We start from the raw sequence: 16,703 nt of genomic DNA, 5'->3' as shown, positions 1-16,703 counted from the left end.
CCAGACACAACATTAAAACGATTGTGATTTCCAGGTTTAATGTGGAATCATCATGGTTTAGTCACCCTAAAAACAATATTATACGAATGAAAAAGAGCCTTTTATTCATAATCGCTTTATTATTTACTACTTCGGCATTTTCTCAAAATGTGATTCAGCTTTTCAATGGCGCAAACGACTTTTTCAAACTGTTACAGGAAGAGAAATTTAAAGATGCCTACGCTTTCTTTGACGATACTTTAAAAACGAAACTGACGGAAGACAACTTAAAGAAACTGTGGGGAGATATCGGAACCAAATATGGAAAAGCAGAATCCTTAGACGCCATTCAAAGTAAAGCCCAGGGCGGTTTTTTCGCTGTAACGGTTGAAGGTAAATTTGCTAACGGTGATCAGAACTTTATTTTAGGTTTTAATAAACAACAGAAAATAGTTGGAATATTTCTGGCACCTTCCAGAAAAACATCCTCTTATTTAAAACCGACTTATGTAGATACCAGTTTATACCAGGAAAAGTCAGTATATATTGGCCCGGCAGGAAAACAATTGGCGGCCATTATTACCACTCCAAAAAATGTCAAAAATTTCCCTGTTGTCGTTTTTGTGCATGGCTCAGGGCCTGCAGATATGGATGAAACCATTGGTGCCAATAAACCTTTTAAAGATCTGGCCGGCGGTTTAGCCTCTAAGGGAATTGCTTCAGTTCGGTACGTAAAACGAACTTTAATCTATCCTAACGAATTTAACAAGGCTTTTACCGTAAAAGAAGAAGTGCTGGATGATGCAGCTGCGGCTATAACACTTGCAAAAACAGTTGCTGGAGCTAATCCTAAAGCGGTTTATGTATTCGGTCATAGTTTAGGTGGCATGTTAGCGCCTAAAATAGCAACTATAACACCCGATTTGGCGGGAATTGTTTTGGCGGCAACACCTGCAAGAAAATTGACCGATATTATTGTTGATCAGAATAAATATATGTTCGACCAGGCTAATGATACAACTGCTGCTTTTAAGAAACAATTGGCAGATGCTGCTGTGGAAATTGATAAAAGCAGAATTTCGCAGTTGGGAACTACCATAAAACCTGATTCTATCATTTTAGGGCTGCCAGCAAAGTATTGGGCAGATTTAAATAGCTACAACCAGGTTGCTGTAGCTAAAAGCCTTTCGAAACCTAAAATCTACATACTACAAGGCGGCAATGATTTTCAGGTAGGGAAAGTAGATTTTGATTTATGGAATGATGCTTTAGGTAAAAAGAAAAATGTGGTGCTTAAATTTTATCCGGATTTGAATCATCTGTTAAGTTCCCAAACTGAAAAAGGTACTATGGCTCAATATCAGGCAGCTGTAAGCGTATCCGAAACTTTGGTAAACGATATCGCATCATGGATGAAGGCCAAATAATATAAATCACTTATCGCAAAAGAATAAAGCTCCGATCAAAATCAGGGGCTTTTTTTATGCATTTAGTTTCTTTCCTTCGCTTCTTTGTTGATCATTTACAAACAATTCGAAAAACAGACGGTTTAAGTTTAAAGGTATCTCATCTGAATAGTTTATTATGGAAAAGCGGAAAATCACTTTAAAAGGAATATGGGGCATTTTGAAAGCATCGTTTACAGGATTCAATAATCATAAGGTAACGAAGCTTAGCGGATCATTGGCCTATTATACTGTGTTTTCTATGGCGCCATTACTTGTGGTTATTATTTCTCTATGCGGTATAATTTTAGGGAGAGAAATAGCAGAGGGACAGGTTTATACCCAACTTGAAGGATTTTTAGGCAGGGAATCGGCAGTCTCCTTACAACAGTTAATCAAAAATGCCTATTTGGATGGGAAAAGCACCATTGCTTTAATTATTGGTATCATCACCCTGTTAATCGGTGCAACTACCGTTTTTGGTGATATCCAGGATTCTATCAATACCATTTGGGGCGTAAAACCTAAACCAAAAAGAGGGTGGGTAAAACTATTACAAAACCGTTTCCTATCATTTTCGGTCATTATAAGTTTAGGTTTTGTATTACTGGTTTCTTTAGCGGTTACATCTGTACTCGATGCCTTTAGTAATCGCTTGCAGGTCCACTTTGCTGAAGTATCTGTTATCGTATTTTATATCATCAATCAAATTGTAACCTTAGCCGTTATTACATTGATATTTGGCGTAATATTTAAGGTATTGCCTGATGCAATTATTAAATGGCGTGATGTTATTGCCGGTGCATTTGTTACTGCTGTGTTGTTTATGATCGGTAAATTTGCCATCTCCTTATATATTGGGCAAAGCAATGTGGGGGGTACGTATGGTGCAACGGGCTCATTGGTGGTGGTGCTGTTGTGGACCTATTATTCTTCCATCATTTTATATTTTGGTGCCGAATTTACAAAGGCTTACGCAGTTGCCTTTGGATCGGAGATATATCCTTCTCATTATGCGGTAACTACTAAAGAAATTGAAATAGAAACAGAGGGCAAATCTATTCAGGATAATCATCCTGAAATTAAAGAAGAAGTAAAAAAAGTATAAATTTATGCTCCCCAGGCAGTAATAATCAACCTTCTTTGTCCGCCATGATTGCGGTGTTCGCAAAGGTAAATGCCTTGCCAGGTACCCAGCGCCACCCTGCCGTTTCTGATCGGGATAGTTACTGAACTGCCCAAAATTGCAGATTTTAAATGTGCAGGCATATCGTCCGATCCTTCATAGTCGTGCTCATAATCGGGATCGTTTTCCTTTACCGTTTTATTAAAGAACATTTCAAAATCTACCCTTACTGTAGGATCTGCATTCTCGTTAATCGTTAGTGAAGCCGAGGTATGCTGTATAAAAACCTGGCAAATTCCAATGTTAATCTCGTCAATTTGGGGCAAGGCATCCTCAATCTCGTCGGTAATGATATGGAAACCTCTTCTTCTTTCTCTGAGGGCTAACGCTTGCTGGTATATTTTCATTTGAATTAATTCATTTTAAATTTTCGAAACTGATCTGAAATTTTAAGATTTTCAAATTCGTCAGAAAGTGTCTGACTTTTTCAATTCGTAGATCTATCCACTACGTTCGAGATGACGATTAGTGTATTTTAATTAATCTCAGGATGCTATTTTAAAAACTCTACATTCCATATTTTCTCTGCTTTTCTGCCAATCAACCAAAAAGAAGCTGCCAGCACTGAAAAGAATAAAGCTTTATGCCAGCTATCCCAGAAATATTCGAAATAACGGGTGTAGAGATTGATGAATAGAAAAGTAATCCCGAATTCGCGGGCAATATCATCATGATATTTTAATCCAAAAAGTGTACTGGCTACACAAATGGCTGCAGAAATTAAGGCCCAATAAAATAAACTTAACTGCCTCACTGTATACCATTCTTCTAAGCTGGCAAAATTGCCAAATACCGATAATGCCCAAAGCGATACAAACAAATAAACCATGCCCGCGATGTAGGTAACCTGAAAGAAATTCTGTGTTTTGGGGAAAGCCTTCATTATGAACGATGCTGCGGTTAACAAAGCGCCAAAAACCACAAAACGCAGTGGATAGTTCATGCCAAAGAAATAATAATTCCAGCGGCTTAAATAGCCTGTTTCTGTGCCAAACCAGGCGCCCAGTGAGATCAATGCAAAAATCCAGATTAAACGAGAATTGAAGACATAACCCAAAATACCATAAATGAAAACAGATATTAATATCAGTATAGAGAAATTTCCTGAACCATTATCTACGGCCTTTCCAAAATAAGCAATGGCATTTGCGGTGAGTAAAATGGCTGAGAATACAATGGCCTCATTGCTGAACTTTAGATGTGCCAGTTTCTTTTTACGCTTAAAACCTAAGAGGTAAAGCCATGCGGCCAACCCGCCTGATACAATAGCAATAACAATATTTGGTGTATTGTAAACCCGTTTCAGATAGTTTAAGATAGAATTATCAATCAGGAGCGACCCAAGTGCAATAAACCCACAAGCCAAAGCCACCCAAAAAGCATATTGTGCCAGGCGTAACCAATCGAAATTCTTGGCTTCGTAACTTTTACGAAGTTTATTTCCTGTTTCAGGATCAATTAAGCCATCGTTTTGCCATTGCTCAATCATATCATCAAGAAACTCACTCTTTTCTCTGTCAACTTTCATAGGGAAGGTTATACACGAAGATATGCTTTTTAGTCCTTAGTCAAAAGTCCTCAGTCAATAGACCCCCGACTTCTGACTAAGGACTCCGGACTAACCTATATTACCTCTTTGATTTTTTTATTGTTTCCTACAATCCAAATGACATCGCCGTTGTCGAACACAAAATCTGATGAGGGGTTTAAGATGCGTTCCGTATCTCTTTCTATACCCACAATTAAAGCCTGGGCTTTTTCGCGGATACCGGCATTTCTGATGCTCAGCCCATACACAGGCGATTCGGTATGAACAACAACCTTTTGCAGGGTCATTTCTTTATCCGGAAAATTATTTTCTTCGGCTATATCCGGGGCATTAACTTCTAAAAGTGCCTTAACAGCTGCAAGCTGGTCATCTGCACCGATCAATAACAGTTTATCATGTGGATAAAGCCGCTCATCTCTGCCCGGTGTTGGGATGTTATTTCTCCCACGCTCAATCAGGGCAATATTTACCCCGTATTTTTCCCTGATCATTAATTCGGTAAGCGTTTTTCCAACCACCTCTGATTCTGGTGAAACAGTAAGTTCTGTTAAATGGGTATCCCAAGGTAGAATATCAGGTTTTTGATGCTCACGGGCATTTAAATTCCGCATAAAACGGCGTTCCAGTTTATCGTAAAACGACTGCAGTTTTCTGGAAAAGATAACCATTCCTAATACGATCAGGCCCAGTGCGATTACAGCAGCAATCCAGGTATCAAAAAATTCGTACATTAAAAAACCTACAAAGAAAATCCCTAAGGCGATCCTGAAAAATTCGATGGCAATTAACGGGCCACGCGTGTATTTTTTATTTAACCATAAATGGGAATACGCAGTTTTCTGAATTCTGCGGATGGAAAGCGCCCATAGAAAGGGAGACATTAAAATAAAAGAAATTCCTACGCTGATTAAGATCGAAGGCAGGCCATTAGTGATATTCTTTACCATAAAAGGCTGTAAAAACCTCGAAGTAAGAAAAATGATGGCAATAATAACTACGGAGTGAATAATGGTATTAAAAATGTAAGCACGCAAAAGAATTTTCCAATCGCTTAGCGTAGTAATTCCAGCGGTACTGGAACTGTATCGCTGAATCGCGTCTAACCATTTTTGTGGTAAAACGCGGTTTAAAAAGTTATAAAAGCCTTCTGAAGACTTGATTAAATAGGGAGTGGTAAAGGTGGTAATGGCCGAAGCGGCTACAGCGATTGGATAAAGAAATTCACTTGTTACCTTAAGCGTTAAGCCAAGGGTGGCAATGATAAACGAGAATTCGCCGATTTGTGCCAGGCTCATTCCTGCCTGTACAGAAGTTTTTAAAGGCTGACCGGATAATAAAGCACCTAAAGCGCTACTGATTAATTTGCCAGCTATTGTAGCGATGGTTACGATAACAATTGGAAAAGCGTAATCAACCAAAACTTTAGGATCAATTAACATACCTACCGAAACAAAAAAAACTGCAGCAAATAAATCTTTAACAGATTTTGTCAGGTGCTCAATTTTTTCTGCCTGAGTAGTTTCAGCTAAGATTGAACCCATAATAAATGCGCCAAGCGCTGGAGAAAAACCAACTTTTACCGCCAGCAGTACCATCACCAGGCATAGGGCTAAAGATACAACCAGCATGGTTTCATCATTCATTAATTTTCGTGTAGCTTTTAAGAAGGTTGGGATTAAGAAAATGCCCCCTAAAAACCATAATATGAGGAAAAATGCAAGCTTTAATATAGAAATGAGCATTTCTGAACCGGCAAATTGCTGACTTACCGCTAATGTAGAAAGGAGTACCAGTAATAAAATGGCAACTAAATCTTCTACAATCAATACACCGAAAACCAAACCTGCAAATTTCTTATGTTTTACGCCGAGTTCTTCAAAAGCCCGGATGATAATCGTTGTGGATGATACCGATAAGATTCCGCCTAAGAAGATACTGTCCATCGTATTCCAGCCCATAAGTGATCCGGCTGCATAACCAATTAAAAGCATAAACAGCACTTCTACAATGGCTGTTACTGATGAGGAGCCGCCAACTTTGACCAGTTTTTTAAAGCTAAATTCTAAACCTAAACTGAATAAAAGAAATATAACGCCTATTTCGGCCCATATGGTTACACTTTTCTGGTCGGTTACGGTTGGCAGAAAACTAAAGTGTGGACCAACCATTAAGCCAGCCAATATATAGCCCAGTACGAGTGGCTGTTTAATTTTTTTAAATAATAATGTTGTTATACCTGCAGCGGCAAGTATCAATCCTAAATCGGCAATTAAATCTGGTAAATGAATCATTTTACTTTTAAAATATTAAAAACTAACAATTTTAATTTGGCTGATGCAGTGGCACGTTGTGATGTTAGCCCACAGCCGTATAATTGATTGATTTACCAAAAAACGTGTTTTGGATAAAGCATCTTGAATAAATACCAGTAGTTATACTTTAACCTTTTGATGACAACTTTGGTATTGATGGTTTTGTTCTTAAAAATAAGGAATAGCAAAAGACTGGTCAGTACAAAAGCACCGGAAGATATTTTTACAATGGAAACATGAATAAAATCTCTTTGCAGGCTTTCGTTATCCTGATTAAAACCGGAATGGTATTTGGTGTTTTTTTTGCAGGAAAAGAAACTGATTTTAGTGTTTTTTAACGCGGCATCATTTCTTTTTTGTTGCGAAGCGATACCCGCAAAATTTATCGAGATGGATAGCAATAAAATGATGTAAAAAAGCCTCATTGCTGCTAATATAGCTAAAATAAGGCTTTTTTGAAAGGATAAACGGATAAAAAAGGTGGTTAGGCATCAAAAAGGGCGTCGTTTTGAGCGGAACACAACGAAGCAGAGAAACCCACTAAATAGATCCCAACATGCCACTCCGTTTCAGTTGAGATGAGGGCCCACTAGGATAAACTGGAAAATAATTTATTCATTAAAATAATCTAGCGTAGCTTCTTTATCTTTTTGCAATTGAACGGTCAGCGCTGCTAACCCGGTAAATTTTACATCGTGACGGAGAAATTTTAAGAAATTCATCTTGATGTCCTGCCCATAGATTTCCTGGTTAAAATCAAAAATGTTTACTTCGATATTCCTCGTCATCCCATTAATGGTTGGACGCTGCCCGATATAGGCCATACCTTTGTAAGGTTGAGGGCTAAGGGTTGAAGGTAGAAGGTTGGAAATATCGATTTCGGACTTCAGACTCCGGACTTCGGACTCCATTTCAACTGTAACCGCGTAAATGCCATCGCCTGGAATTAATTTATACGTTTCCTCAACAAAAATATTTGCGGTCGGGAAGCCAATTGTTCTGCCTATTTTATCGCCTTTAATTACCCTGCCAAAGATGGAAAAGGGATAACCCAGGTAATCATTGGCGAGCCCAACATCGCCGGCCAAAAGTGCCTGCCGGATCTTGGTTGAACTTACTGCCACATCATGAATATCCTGTTCCATAATTTCTTCAACAGTGAAACCGAAATGCGAGCCGGCAGCTTTTAAAATGTTTAAATTGCCAGAGCGGTCTTTACCAAAACGGTGATCGTATCCGATAATGATGTGCCTGGTGCCTATATGATCAACCAAGGTATTTTTAATGTAATCTTCAGGTAGCTGATTGGAGAAATCGCGGGTAAAAGGGGTAATAATCAAATGATCTACGCCTAAACCCTTTAAAATTTCTGCTTTTTCATTAATGGTATTAATCATTTTCAGATCCTGGTTTTCAGGATCGATAATCATTCTCGGATGTGGGAAAAAAGTTAGTATAACACTTTCACCATTATCTGCCTTTGCCTTTTGTACCAGTTGTTTGATGATTTTTTGATGTCCGAAATGCACACCATCAAAAGTGCCAATGGTAACAATGGCATTATTTAATTTTTTAAAATCCGAAAGGTTATTGTATATCTTCAATGGTAAAATCTATTTATTGGTGTGGGTTTTGCATGAGGGATATGGCTTCCATCCCGACCCTTTGCATAGCTTAGGGGCATGCCCAAATTTCTGTTATTAATGTAAAGCATGGCGTTTAACCACCCCGCCTTTTAAATCGGCAATTTGTTGTTGGATTACAAAGGCATCCGGATCAATCTGCCTGATGGCTGTTTGTAATTTGCTCATCTCTAGTTTGGTCACAACGGTAAAAATAATATCGATATCGTTTTTTTCTCCGTAGCCTCCTTCGCCTTTATAAATGGTTACACCACGTTTCATTTCGTTAATGATGAACGCTTTGATGTCTTCCTGATGGTCTGAAATTACCGTTACGCCCGTATACTGTTCCAGTCCGTTTACAATGAAATCGATAGTGCTCGATGCCGATAAATAGGTTAGAATGGCATATAGCGCCGTTTCGATGTTTAAGAAATAAGCTGCGAAAGCAAAAATAATGATATTTAAAATCAGGATGATATTGCCGACGGTTAAAATGCTGTTTTTACTGATGTAAAGCGCTAACACCTCTGTGCCATCAATTACACAGCCACCACGCATGGCCAACCCGATTCCGCCACCTAAAAACAAACCGCCAAAAAATGCAATCAGCAACTTATCGTGCGTAATGGGCTGAAACGGAAGGATGATTAACGCCAGTGAGAGTGCAGCAATGGCAATAGCAGTTTTAAAGGCAAAACCCTTACCAATCTGCCTGTAGCCTAGAATAACAAACGGAATATTGATGATGGCAATAAGGTATGATAAATTCCAGCCTGTTAGGGTGCTTACCAAAAGGGAGATACCGGTAACACCACCATCAATGAAATGACTAGGCATTAAAAAGCTTTTTAACCCAAAACATGCCGAAGTTACACCTGCAATAATTAAAAGGATTTCTTTTATAAACCTGGTGTTCCTGTTTTTGATGTGGTTCATATTTGTGCTTCAGTTTTAGCTTCTTCTTTCTTGCTACGAATATAATTAACAAGTTCTAATACCTCAAATGCATCTTTCAGTAAAAAATTTCCGCTTCTGGTGCGGGTTAATTTAGAAAGATAAGCGCCGTTGTTTAAAGTTTTGCCAAAATCGGATATTAATGAACGGATATAGGTGCCTTTGCTGCAAACAATCCGGAAATCGATTTCTGGCAGTTCGATCCGTGTAATTTCAAATTCCGGAACGCTTACAAAACGTTTACGTAATTCAACCTCTTCACCTAATCTTGCTTTTACATATAAACGTTCGCCATTTACCTTCACTGCCGAATGCGCAGGCGGATATTGTTCTATATCGCCAATAAAAGGTTTGCAGGCCGCATAAATTTCTTCTTCAGTAATGTGGCTGATCTCAAAAATTTCATCAACCTCGGTTTCCATATCGAATGATGGGGTAGTAGCACCTAAAATCATGGTGCCGGTATATTCTTTCTCTTCAGCCTGAAAAGTATCGATCTGTTTAGTCAGCTTGCCGGTACAGATAATCAACAGGCCAGTAGCAAGGGGATCTAAAGTGCCCGCATGGCCAACCTTTAATTTTAGTGGTTTTAAAGAATTACGGATTTTGCCAACCACATCAAATGAAGTCCATTTGTACGGTTTATTAATTAAAAGCAATTCGCCTTCGGCAAAATTGAAATCTTTGAATTTAGGATTTTCGGTACTCACAAATCTTTTTTGCGCAAAGATACGGATTCAATGTGGTTTACTTCATTTTTTTAAACACAGATAAAAAGGATGTACACAGATCATCATCCGTGTAAATCTGTGGTTAATATTATCCTGGATTATATAATCTGTAAGTTATGTCCGCTCAGCAACAGGATGATAATGATTAAACCTGCAGCAATCCTGTACCATCCAAAAACTTTAAAGCCATGTTTGTTCAGGTATCCGATAAAACTCTTTATCGCCAGAAGTGCTACAATAAATGCCACTACATTTCCGATAATCAACATATTGGTTTGATCGTGGGTAATGGTGTGCCCTTCTTTATAGAAATCGTACAGCTTTTTGGCCGTTGCCGCAAACATCGTTGGTACGGCCAGGAAAAACGAGAATTCTGCCGCTACTTTTCTGCTTAATTTCTGACTCATACCCCCTACAATAGTTGCGCCTGAACGAGATACACCTGGCAACATGGCAATACATTGGAAGAAACCTATTTTAAGCGCTGTTAGATAGGTTATTTCTTCCTCTTCATTAATAGTTGGTTTATTAAACCATTTGTCGACAAATAATAAGATAATACCACCAATTAACAGCGAAATACCAACCGCCATCGGGCTTTCCAATAGTTCATCTATTTTTTTGCTCAATAACAAGCCAAATACCGCCGCGGGAATAAAGGCTACGAGCAATTTAATATAGAAGTTGATGGATTTAAAGAATCTTTTAAAATACAGTACAACTACCGAAAGTATTGCGCCGAGCTGGATGACAATAGTGAAAAGTTTTACAAATGGTTCTGATGCAATGCCCATAAGCGATGATGCAATGATCATGTGGCCAGTGCTCGATACTGGTAAAAATTCAGTTAATCCTTCAACAATGGCGAGGACAATGGCTTCAAAAGCGTTCATATTATTTCGTTAATGGGTTATTCCCACTGCAATTTTACTTTGTAGTTTTTTAATTTTTTATCTCTTGAAATCAATACCAAATCTTCTGAAACGGCTTGTGATACAATAATCCGATCAAAAGGATCATTATTAATAAATTCGAGGTTTAGCAATGTCGTAAGATGGGTTTCATTAATGGAAACAATCTCAATCTGATTTCTTTCTGAAAATCTAAAAAGCTCTTCAAAACCAATTTTTAAATCGAGCTTTCCAATCTGTTTTTTAATGGCAATTTCCCAATAAGAAGCAATGCTTAAGAAGCAGGGCACATTAATATCAGATAGCCGTTTTTTAACTGAAACCGGTAATTGATCATCATCTGCTACCAACCATAAAAAGGTATGGGTATCTAATAGATAAGCCATTAAATATAATCAGCAAACATTTCTAATGGTTCGTCAAAATCATCAGATAGTTTGATCTTACCTTTTGCATACCCAACCTCACGTGATTTCAATTTCGGCTTATTTTTGTGTTTTGTTTTTAAGAATTCAACAAAGTCTGCAACTTCCTGCCTGAGATTTAGGGGAAGCGAATTAATTTCAATCTGCAAATTTGTTGTTGTCATATTATAAAGTTAAAAAACACTTTACTGAATACAAAACATTTATTTTTTTAAAATGGCATAAATACCAAAAGCAAAACCAGCCAATACTACCAATGGAGCCAATAAAGTTCTTCTGAAATCGTAAATATTACCAGTGGTGCCCATCATCAGGATAAAACCAACTGCTACAATTGCCATGCTGATTAACAATAACTGGTAATTTTTTTTGGTAAAAACCAATTCGCTTTTAACGTCCTTTACAACCGGACCTGTTTTTTTTTCTGCCATTATCTATAAAGATGATAAGATTTTAAACGTAAATATCTGCTTACTGCAAACCATGTACTAATGCCTGTTATAAAAATACCCACAATTAAAAGGCCTATAAAAACAAAACCAAATTCCTGGTAGTTATTTAAAATAATAATTTCAGGCACCTCTTTGCGGGCATAAATTAAAGTGGCCAATAAAATAATAATGGCTATAAAAGCAGCAATTAACCCGTGCAAAGCAGCATACAGTAAAAAAGGACGTCGGATAAAATTTTTCGTTGCACCAACCAGCTGCATACTTTTAATTAAAAAGCGCTGGGAGTAGATTGCCAGCCTTATGGTGTTGTTAATCAGTGCAATAGAAATAATTAACAATAGTGCTGCAAATGCCAAGATAATTAACCCGATGGTGTTGATGTTTTTATTTACCATATCAATTAAAGAGCTTTGGTAAACCACTTCTTTAACTACAGGATTTTTAGAAATACTTGTTTTTAAGGCATCTATACTTTTATTGTTTGCATATTCTGCTTTTAAATATACATCGAAGGTAGAAGTTAGCGGGTTGTATCCTAAGAAATTAACAAAATCCTCACCTAAATCCTGGGTTAAATTTCTGGCAGCAAGTTCTTTGTTTACGTATTGGGTCTGCTTTACCGCCGGGTTGGCATTTAGCTCTTTTTGGAAAGCCAAAACATCGGCTTCTTTTGCGCCTTCATCAACAATAATGTTTAAAACAATGTTTTCCTTAACGTAGTTAGATAGATTTTTGGCATGTACAAGTACTAAACCAAGTAATCCCAGCATTAATAAAACCAATGCAATACTGATGATAGTAGAGATATAAACGGTTTTGGTTTTTTTAGATGCATCACTTACTTCGAATTCTTCCATGTATTTCATTTTTGTTTCTGCGAAAATATAAATTATACCTGATAAACACCAATTAATGATTGCTAAATGAATACTAACGTATGCGGACGGCTTTTAGTTTGAAGATTAAATTCTTCCGTAAATCGGATTCTTTTTCTAAGTACGGTACGAAATTTGATAAAACGGCGTTAATTATGGATATCTTAAAACTAAATTTAACTATGAAAAGACAAATTACCATTCTGAGCCTATTCTTACTTATCGCCTCTACGTTTATATCATGCAAAAAAGACAGCACATCTTTAAAAGCGCAAATGTTAGGCAGATGGACATTAAATAAAGTTGTAACTTCCGGTTACACCGCTGAAGAAACATTAAAAGATCCAAAAAAGGTAAACGGAACGGTTAACTATGGTACCACAAGTGATTATATTGATTTTAAGCCGAATAATGATGATCAGGTAGAGTTGAGTTTATCAGGAAACAGAACCATAGGTACTTATGTGATTATCTATTCTGATCAGTTTAGCATGGATATTAACGATGGATTAAATTATTGTAGGATAAATAGTATTACCGCAAACAAATTAGAGTTTACTGCTAAAATCGATAAAACAAACGTAACTAAAGTATATTCTTTATCAAGATAAGAACTTAATCCCCCGATTATTTGCTGCGCCATTGGTTTTTAGATCAATGGCGCTTTTTTGTGGTTTTGGATAGAAGCTTTGGTATCGGGTTTTACGAACTTACACCGAATAGCAAATAAAGATTTACCTTGATGGCAAAGGTTTATCATAATCTTAATCTACTTTGAATTTGTCACGTTGAGCCTGTCGAAACGCTTCGTAAGATATTTAAGTCAGGTCCTTCGACAAGCTCAGGATGACAATTCCGTATTCTATGATACATTCTTTTAATAGAAAATCATTTTTGATGGGTAAATCAATATTTAGGTATTAAATTATTGTGCTTTCAGTTGTTCCAACTAACAAAACATAATTAAGATTTCACTTATCTTGAATGCTCCGATAGTCAGATGGAAACATCTGACTACACGAAAGAATTGCAGATTTTAGTCTTAACTTATTCTTATTCTGCATGTCTATCTGGTAAATATTATCCTGAATCTGCTTTTTTAAGCCCCTTAATTTCCGTATTTTCGCCCCTTTAAACATTTAAAACTTGCAATGGATTACCAATTCAAAGAAATAGAACAAAAGTGGCAGAAATTCTGGGCAGATCATCAAACATTTAAAGCCGAAAGCAATTCTGAGAAACCAAAATACTATGTGTTAGATATGTTTCCTTATCCATCAGGAGCAGGTTTACACGTTGGTCACCCGCTGGGTTACATTGCATCAGATATTTTTTCAAGATATAAGCGCCTTAAAGGCTTTAACGTACTGCATCCTATGGGTTACGATTCGTTCGGGTTACCAGCAGAGCAGTATGCGATACAGACCGGACAACATCCGGCCATTACCACTGAGGCTAATATTGCAACCTACCGCAGGCAGTTAGACCAGATTGGTTTTTCTTTCGATTGGAGCAGGGAAGTACGTACCAGCGAACCATCGTATTATAAGTGGACCCAATGGATTTTTATGCAGTTGTTCAACTCCTGGTACAACATCGAAAACGATAGGGCTGAAGATATTGGCACACTGATCGAAAAATTTAATGCTTCAGGCACTGCCGATGTAAAAGCAGTTTGTGATGAAGATACCAGGGTATTTTTGCCCAGTGATTGGGCAACCTTTACCGAAGAAGAAAGACAGATTGAATTGCTAAAATACCGCTTAACCTATCTTCGGGAGAGTACCGTAAACTGGTGCCCTGCGTTAGGAACGGTTTTAGCCAATGATGAAGTGAAAGATGGTTTCTCTGAGCGTGGCGGTTTCCCGGTTGAGCAAAAGAAAATGATGCAGTGGAGTATGCGGATTACCGCTTATTCAGACAGGCTTTTACAAGGTTTAGATACCATAGATTGGCCGGAACCGGTTAAAGAAATGCAACGCAACTGGATCGGCAAGAGTGTAGGGGCATCTGTAAAGTTTGCAGTTGACAATTCGCAGTTGGCAGTGGAAGAAACTGAAAACTCGGAACCGAAAACTGATAAATATATTGAGGTTTTCACCACCCGTGTTGATACCATTTTTGGTGTTTCGTACCTGGTTTTGGCTCCGGAACATGAGTGGGTTGCCGAATTAACCACGCCTGAACAAAAACAGGCTGTTGAAGATTATATTGCTTTAACAAAAAAGAAATCGGAGTTAGACCGCATGGCCGATACCAAAACGGTATCTGGTGCTTTTACGGGTACTTATGTGATTAATCCGGTAAGTGGCGAGCGCGTGCAGTTGTGGATTGCTGATTACGTATTGGCAGGGTATGGAACTGGTGCAGTAATGGGGGTTCCTAGTGGCGATCAACGCGACTGGCTATTTGCGAAACATTTTAATTTGCCAATTGTACAGATTTTAGATGCACAAAAAGATATTGATGTACAGGCAGACCCAACTAAAGAAGGAAAATATATCAATTCTGGTTTCATTAACGGAATGGAATACAGAGAGGCCGTTGCCTTTTTAAATAACTGGTTAGAACAGCGTGGTGCAGGCAAGGCAAAGGTAAACTTCCGTCAGCGTGATGCGATTTTTGGCCGCCAGCGTTATTGGGGTGAACCGATTCCGGTTTATTTTAAAGATGGATTACCTTATCTGGTTAAAGAAGAAGAATTACCACTGTTGCTTCCTGAAATTGATAAATATTTACCTACTGAAACAGGCGAACCACCATTGGCCAGGGCAGAAAACTGGTTGCCAAAAGACGGTGGACATTATGAATTAAGCACCATGCCGGGTTGGGCAGGAAGCAGCTGGTACTGGTACCGTTACATGGATGCCAATAACAATAACGATTTTGCGTCAAAAGAAGCGGTTGAATACTGGAAAGATGTTGATTTGTACATCGGTGGTTCTGAACATGCAACCGGCCACTTATTGTACAGCCGTTTCTGGAATAAATTTTTGAAAGATTTGGGTTATACCAAAGAAGAAGAACCTTTCAAAAAACTGATTAACCAGGGAATGATCCAGGGGAGGAGTAATTTTGTTTACCGCGTTAACGATGAGAATGGAAAACCTACCAATACTTATGTATCCGCTGGTTTAAGAAAAGAATATAAAACCTCTGCCTTGCACGTTGACGTAAATATTGTAGAGAACGATACTTTAGACCTTACGAAATTCAAAGCCTGGAGGGAAGAATATGCCAATGCAGAATTTATCCTGGAAGGTGGAAAATACATCTGCGGTGTTGAGGTAGAAAAAATGTCGAAATCAAAGTTCAACGTGGTTAACCCCGATGATTTGATTGAGCGTTATGGTGCTGATACTTTGCGTATGTACGAGATGTTTTTAGGTCCGTTGGAGCAAAGCAAACCCTGGAATACCAATGGTATTGAAGGTGTATTTAAGTTCTTGCGTAAATTCTGGAGGTTATTCCACAACGAGTCATGGGAATTCACCATCTCTGATGCTGAACCTACCAAGGCAGAACTGAAATCATTACACAAAATCATTAAAAAGGTGCAGGACGATATCGAGCGTTTCTCATTCAACACTTCTGTATCGAGTTTTATGATTGCGGTAAACGAATTAACCGATCTGAAATGTAAAAACCGCCAGGTTTTGCGAGATATGGTGATTATTCTTTCTCCTTATGCACCGCATATCTGCGAAGAACTTTGGGTATTGTTAGGAAATGAAGCAGGAACTTTATCATATGCTGCTTTCCCGAAATTCAATCCGGAGTATTTAGTAGAAGATGAGTTTGCTTATCCGGTTTCCATCAACGGTAAGATGAAAATGAACCTGAATTTGAGCTTAACTTTAGCGCAACCAGAAGCAGAAGCCATTTTATTGGCTGATGAGCAGTTCCAGAAATTTTTAGATGGAAAACCAACCAAAAAAATCATTTTCGTTAAAGGGAAGATTATTAATGTGGTGGTTTAAGGTAGAGGGCGGAAGGTTTAGGGCAGAGGGTTTTCCTTGCGCTTGCCTAAGCTAGAAATATAAAAACCCGGGTTACGTTTCGTAATCCGGGTTTTTATATAATGGTATCGTCATTCCCGCGCAGGCGGGAATCTTAAAGCGTATTGCATTATCATTCAAAATGATGTGATTAATGACGCGACACTTAAGCACTATTAATATAAAAAACAAACCCAAGCTGTATTTTAAAACTTGGGTTTTATTAAGTTATTTTGAGATTGGGTTTTAAGCCTTCTAGCC

The 16,703-nt window shown here is 38.0% G+C and carries 16 protein-coding genes; 4 read left to right on the top strand and 12 right to left on the bottom strand.

Annotation, left to right across the window (positions count from 1 at the left end; genetic code table 11):
* Positions 1-86 precede the first annotated feature (86 nt).
* Together ABEG20_RS13835 and ABEG20_RS13830 are read left to right on the top strand one after the other, a co-directional pair.
* A complete protein-coding gene (locus tag ABEG20_RS13835) occupies positions 87-1,406 on the top strand; it encodes a DUF3887 domain-containing protein (RefSeq protein ID WP_406823912.1) in 1,320 nt (439 codons plus the stop codon).
* A 157-nt stretch (positions 1,407-1,563) separates the two neighbouring features.
* Entirely contained in the window at positions 1,564-2,532 is a 969-nt protein-coding gene (locus ABEG20_RS13830; RefSeq protein ID WP_406823911.1) for a YihY/virulence factor BrkB family protein, read from the top strand.
* A 2-nt stretch (positions 2,533-2,534) separates the two neighbouring features.
* Here the strand turns inward: ABEG20_RS13830 and ABEG20_RS13825 are convergent, their stop codons facing one another.
* The 12 genes from ABEG20_RS13825 to ABEG20_RS13770 all read right to left on the bottom strand — a co-directional run bounded on the left by ABEG20_RS13825 (position 2,535) and on the right by ABEG20_RS13770 (position 12,426).
* Complete coding sequence (locus tag ABEG20_RS13825) at positions 2,535-2,957, bottom strand: secondary thiamine-phosphate synthase enzyme YjbQ (protein ID WP_406823910.1); 423 nt, start codon at positions 2,955-2,957, stop codon at positions 2,535-2,537.
* Between the two features lie 146 nt (positions 2,958-3,103).
* A complete protein-coding gene (locus ABEG20_RS13820; protein WP_406823909.1) occupies positions 3,104-4,138 on the bottom strand; it encodes a DUF2157 domain-containing protein in 1,035 nt (344 codons plus the stop codon).
* Positions 4,139-4,233: 95 nt separating this feature from the next.
* Entirely contained in the window at positions 4,234-6,450 is a 2,217-nt protein-coding gene (locus tag ABEG20_RS13815; protein WP_406823908.1) for a cation:proton antiporter, read from the bottom strand.
* Between the two features lie 92 nt (positions 6,451-6,542).
* Positions 6,543-6,896: a hypothetical protein gene (locus tag ABEG20_RS13810; RefSeq protein ID WP_406823907.1), complete on the bottom strand. Its 354-nt coding sequence runs from the start codon at positions 6,894-6,896 to the stop codon at positions 6,543-6,545.
* A gap of 186 nt (positions 6,897-7,082) precedes the next feature.
* Entirely contained in the window at positions 7,083-8,075 is a 993-nt protein-coding gene (locus tag ABEG20_RS13805) for a bifunctional riboflavin kinase/FAD synthetase (RefSeq protein ID WP_406823906.1), read from the bottom strand.
* A gap of 96 nt (positions 8,076-8,171) precedes the next feature.
* Entirely contained in the window at positions 8,172-9,032 is an 861-nt protein-coding gene (locus ABEG20_RS13800) for a YitT family protein (protein WP_406823905.1), read from the bottom strand.
* Positions 9,029-9,760, bottom strand: coding sequence for a tRNA pseudouridine(55) synthase TruB (gene truB / locus ABEG20_RS13795; protein WP_406823904.1), 732 nt, complete (start codon positions 9,758-9,760; stop codon positions 9,029-9,031). Before truB ends, ABEG20_RS13800 begins: the two co-directional genes overlap by 4 nt.
* Before the next feature lie 119 nt (positions 9,761-9,879).
* A complete protein-coding gene (locus ABEG20_RS13790; protein ID WP_406823903.1) occupies positions 9,880-10,674 on the bottom strand; it encodes an undecaprenyl-diphosphate phosphatase in 795 nt (264 codons plus the stop codon).
* Positions 10,675-10,691: 17 nt separating this feature from the next.
* The gene (locus tag ABEG20_RS13785) at positions 10,692-11,078 is read right to left on the bottom strand and encodes a type II toxin-antitoxin system VapC family toxin (RefSeq protein ID WP_406823902.1); all 387 of its coding nucleotides are present in this window, start codon (positions 11,076-11,078) and stop codon (positions 10,692-10,694) included.
* Positions 11,078-11,281: a DUF2281 domain-containing protein gene (locus ABEG20_RS13780; protein WP_406823901.1), complete on the bottom strand. Its 204-nt coding sequence runs from the start codon at positions 11,279-11,281 to the stop codon at positions 11,078-11,080. Before ABEG20_RS13780 ends, ABEG20_RS13785 begins: the two co-directional genes overlap by 1 nt.
* A 39-nt stretch (positions 11,282-11,320) precedes the next feature.
* Positions 11,321-11,548: a DUF3098 domain-containing protein gene (locus ABEG20_RS13775; RefSeq protein ID WP_406823900.1), complete on the bottom strand. Its 228-nt coding sequence runs from the start codon at positions 11,546-11,548 to the stop codon at positions 11,321-11,323.
* Positions 11,548-12,426, bottom strand: a complete 879-nt coding sequence (locus ABEG20_RS13770; protein ID WP_090499014.1) for an ABC transporter permease — start codon at positions 12,424-12,426, stop codon at positions 11,548-11,550. The genes ABEG20_RS13775 and ABEG20_RS13770 overlap by 1 nt, the downstream gene beginning before the upstream one ends.
* A 200-nt stretch (positions 12,427-12,626) precedes the next feature.
* On the opposite strand from ABEG20_RS13770, the gene ABEG20_RS13765 reads away from it, so the two are divergent.
* Positions 12,627-13,055, top strand: a complete 429-nt coding sequence (locus ABEG20_RS13765; RefSeq protein ID WP_406823899.1) for a hypothetical protein — start codon at positions 12,627-12,629, stop codon at positions 13,053-13,055.
* Between the two features lie 540 nt (positions 13,056-13,595).
* Entirely contained in the window at positions 13,596-16,424 is a 2,829-nt protein-coding gene (gene leuS / locus ABEG20_RS13760; RefSeq protein ID WP_406823898.1) for a leucine--tRNA ligase, read from the top strand.
* The last annotated feature ends 279 nt before the right edge of the window (positions 16,425-16,703 follow it).

This window comes from Pedobacter sp. KACC 23697 (assembly GCF_045348445.1).
In the GTDB taxonomy this organism is placed as follows: domain Bacteria; phylum Bacteroidota; class Bacteroidia; order Sphingobacteriales; family Sphingobacteriaceae; genus Pedobacter.
Note: the sequence above shows the minus strand (reverse complement) of the source record. Positions and strands in the feature narration are given on the sequence as shown.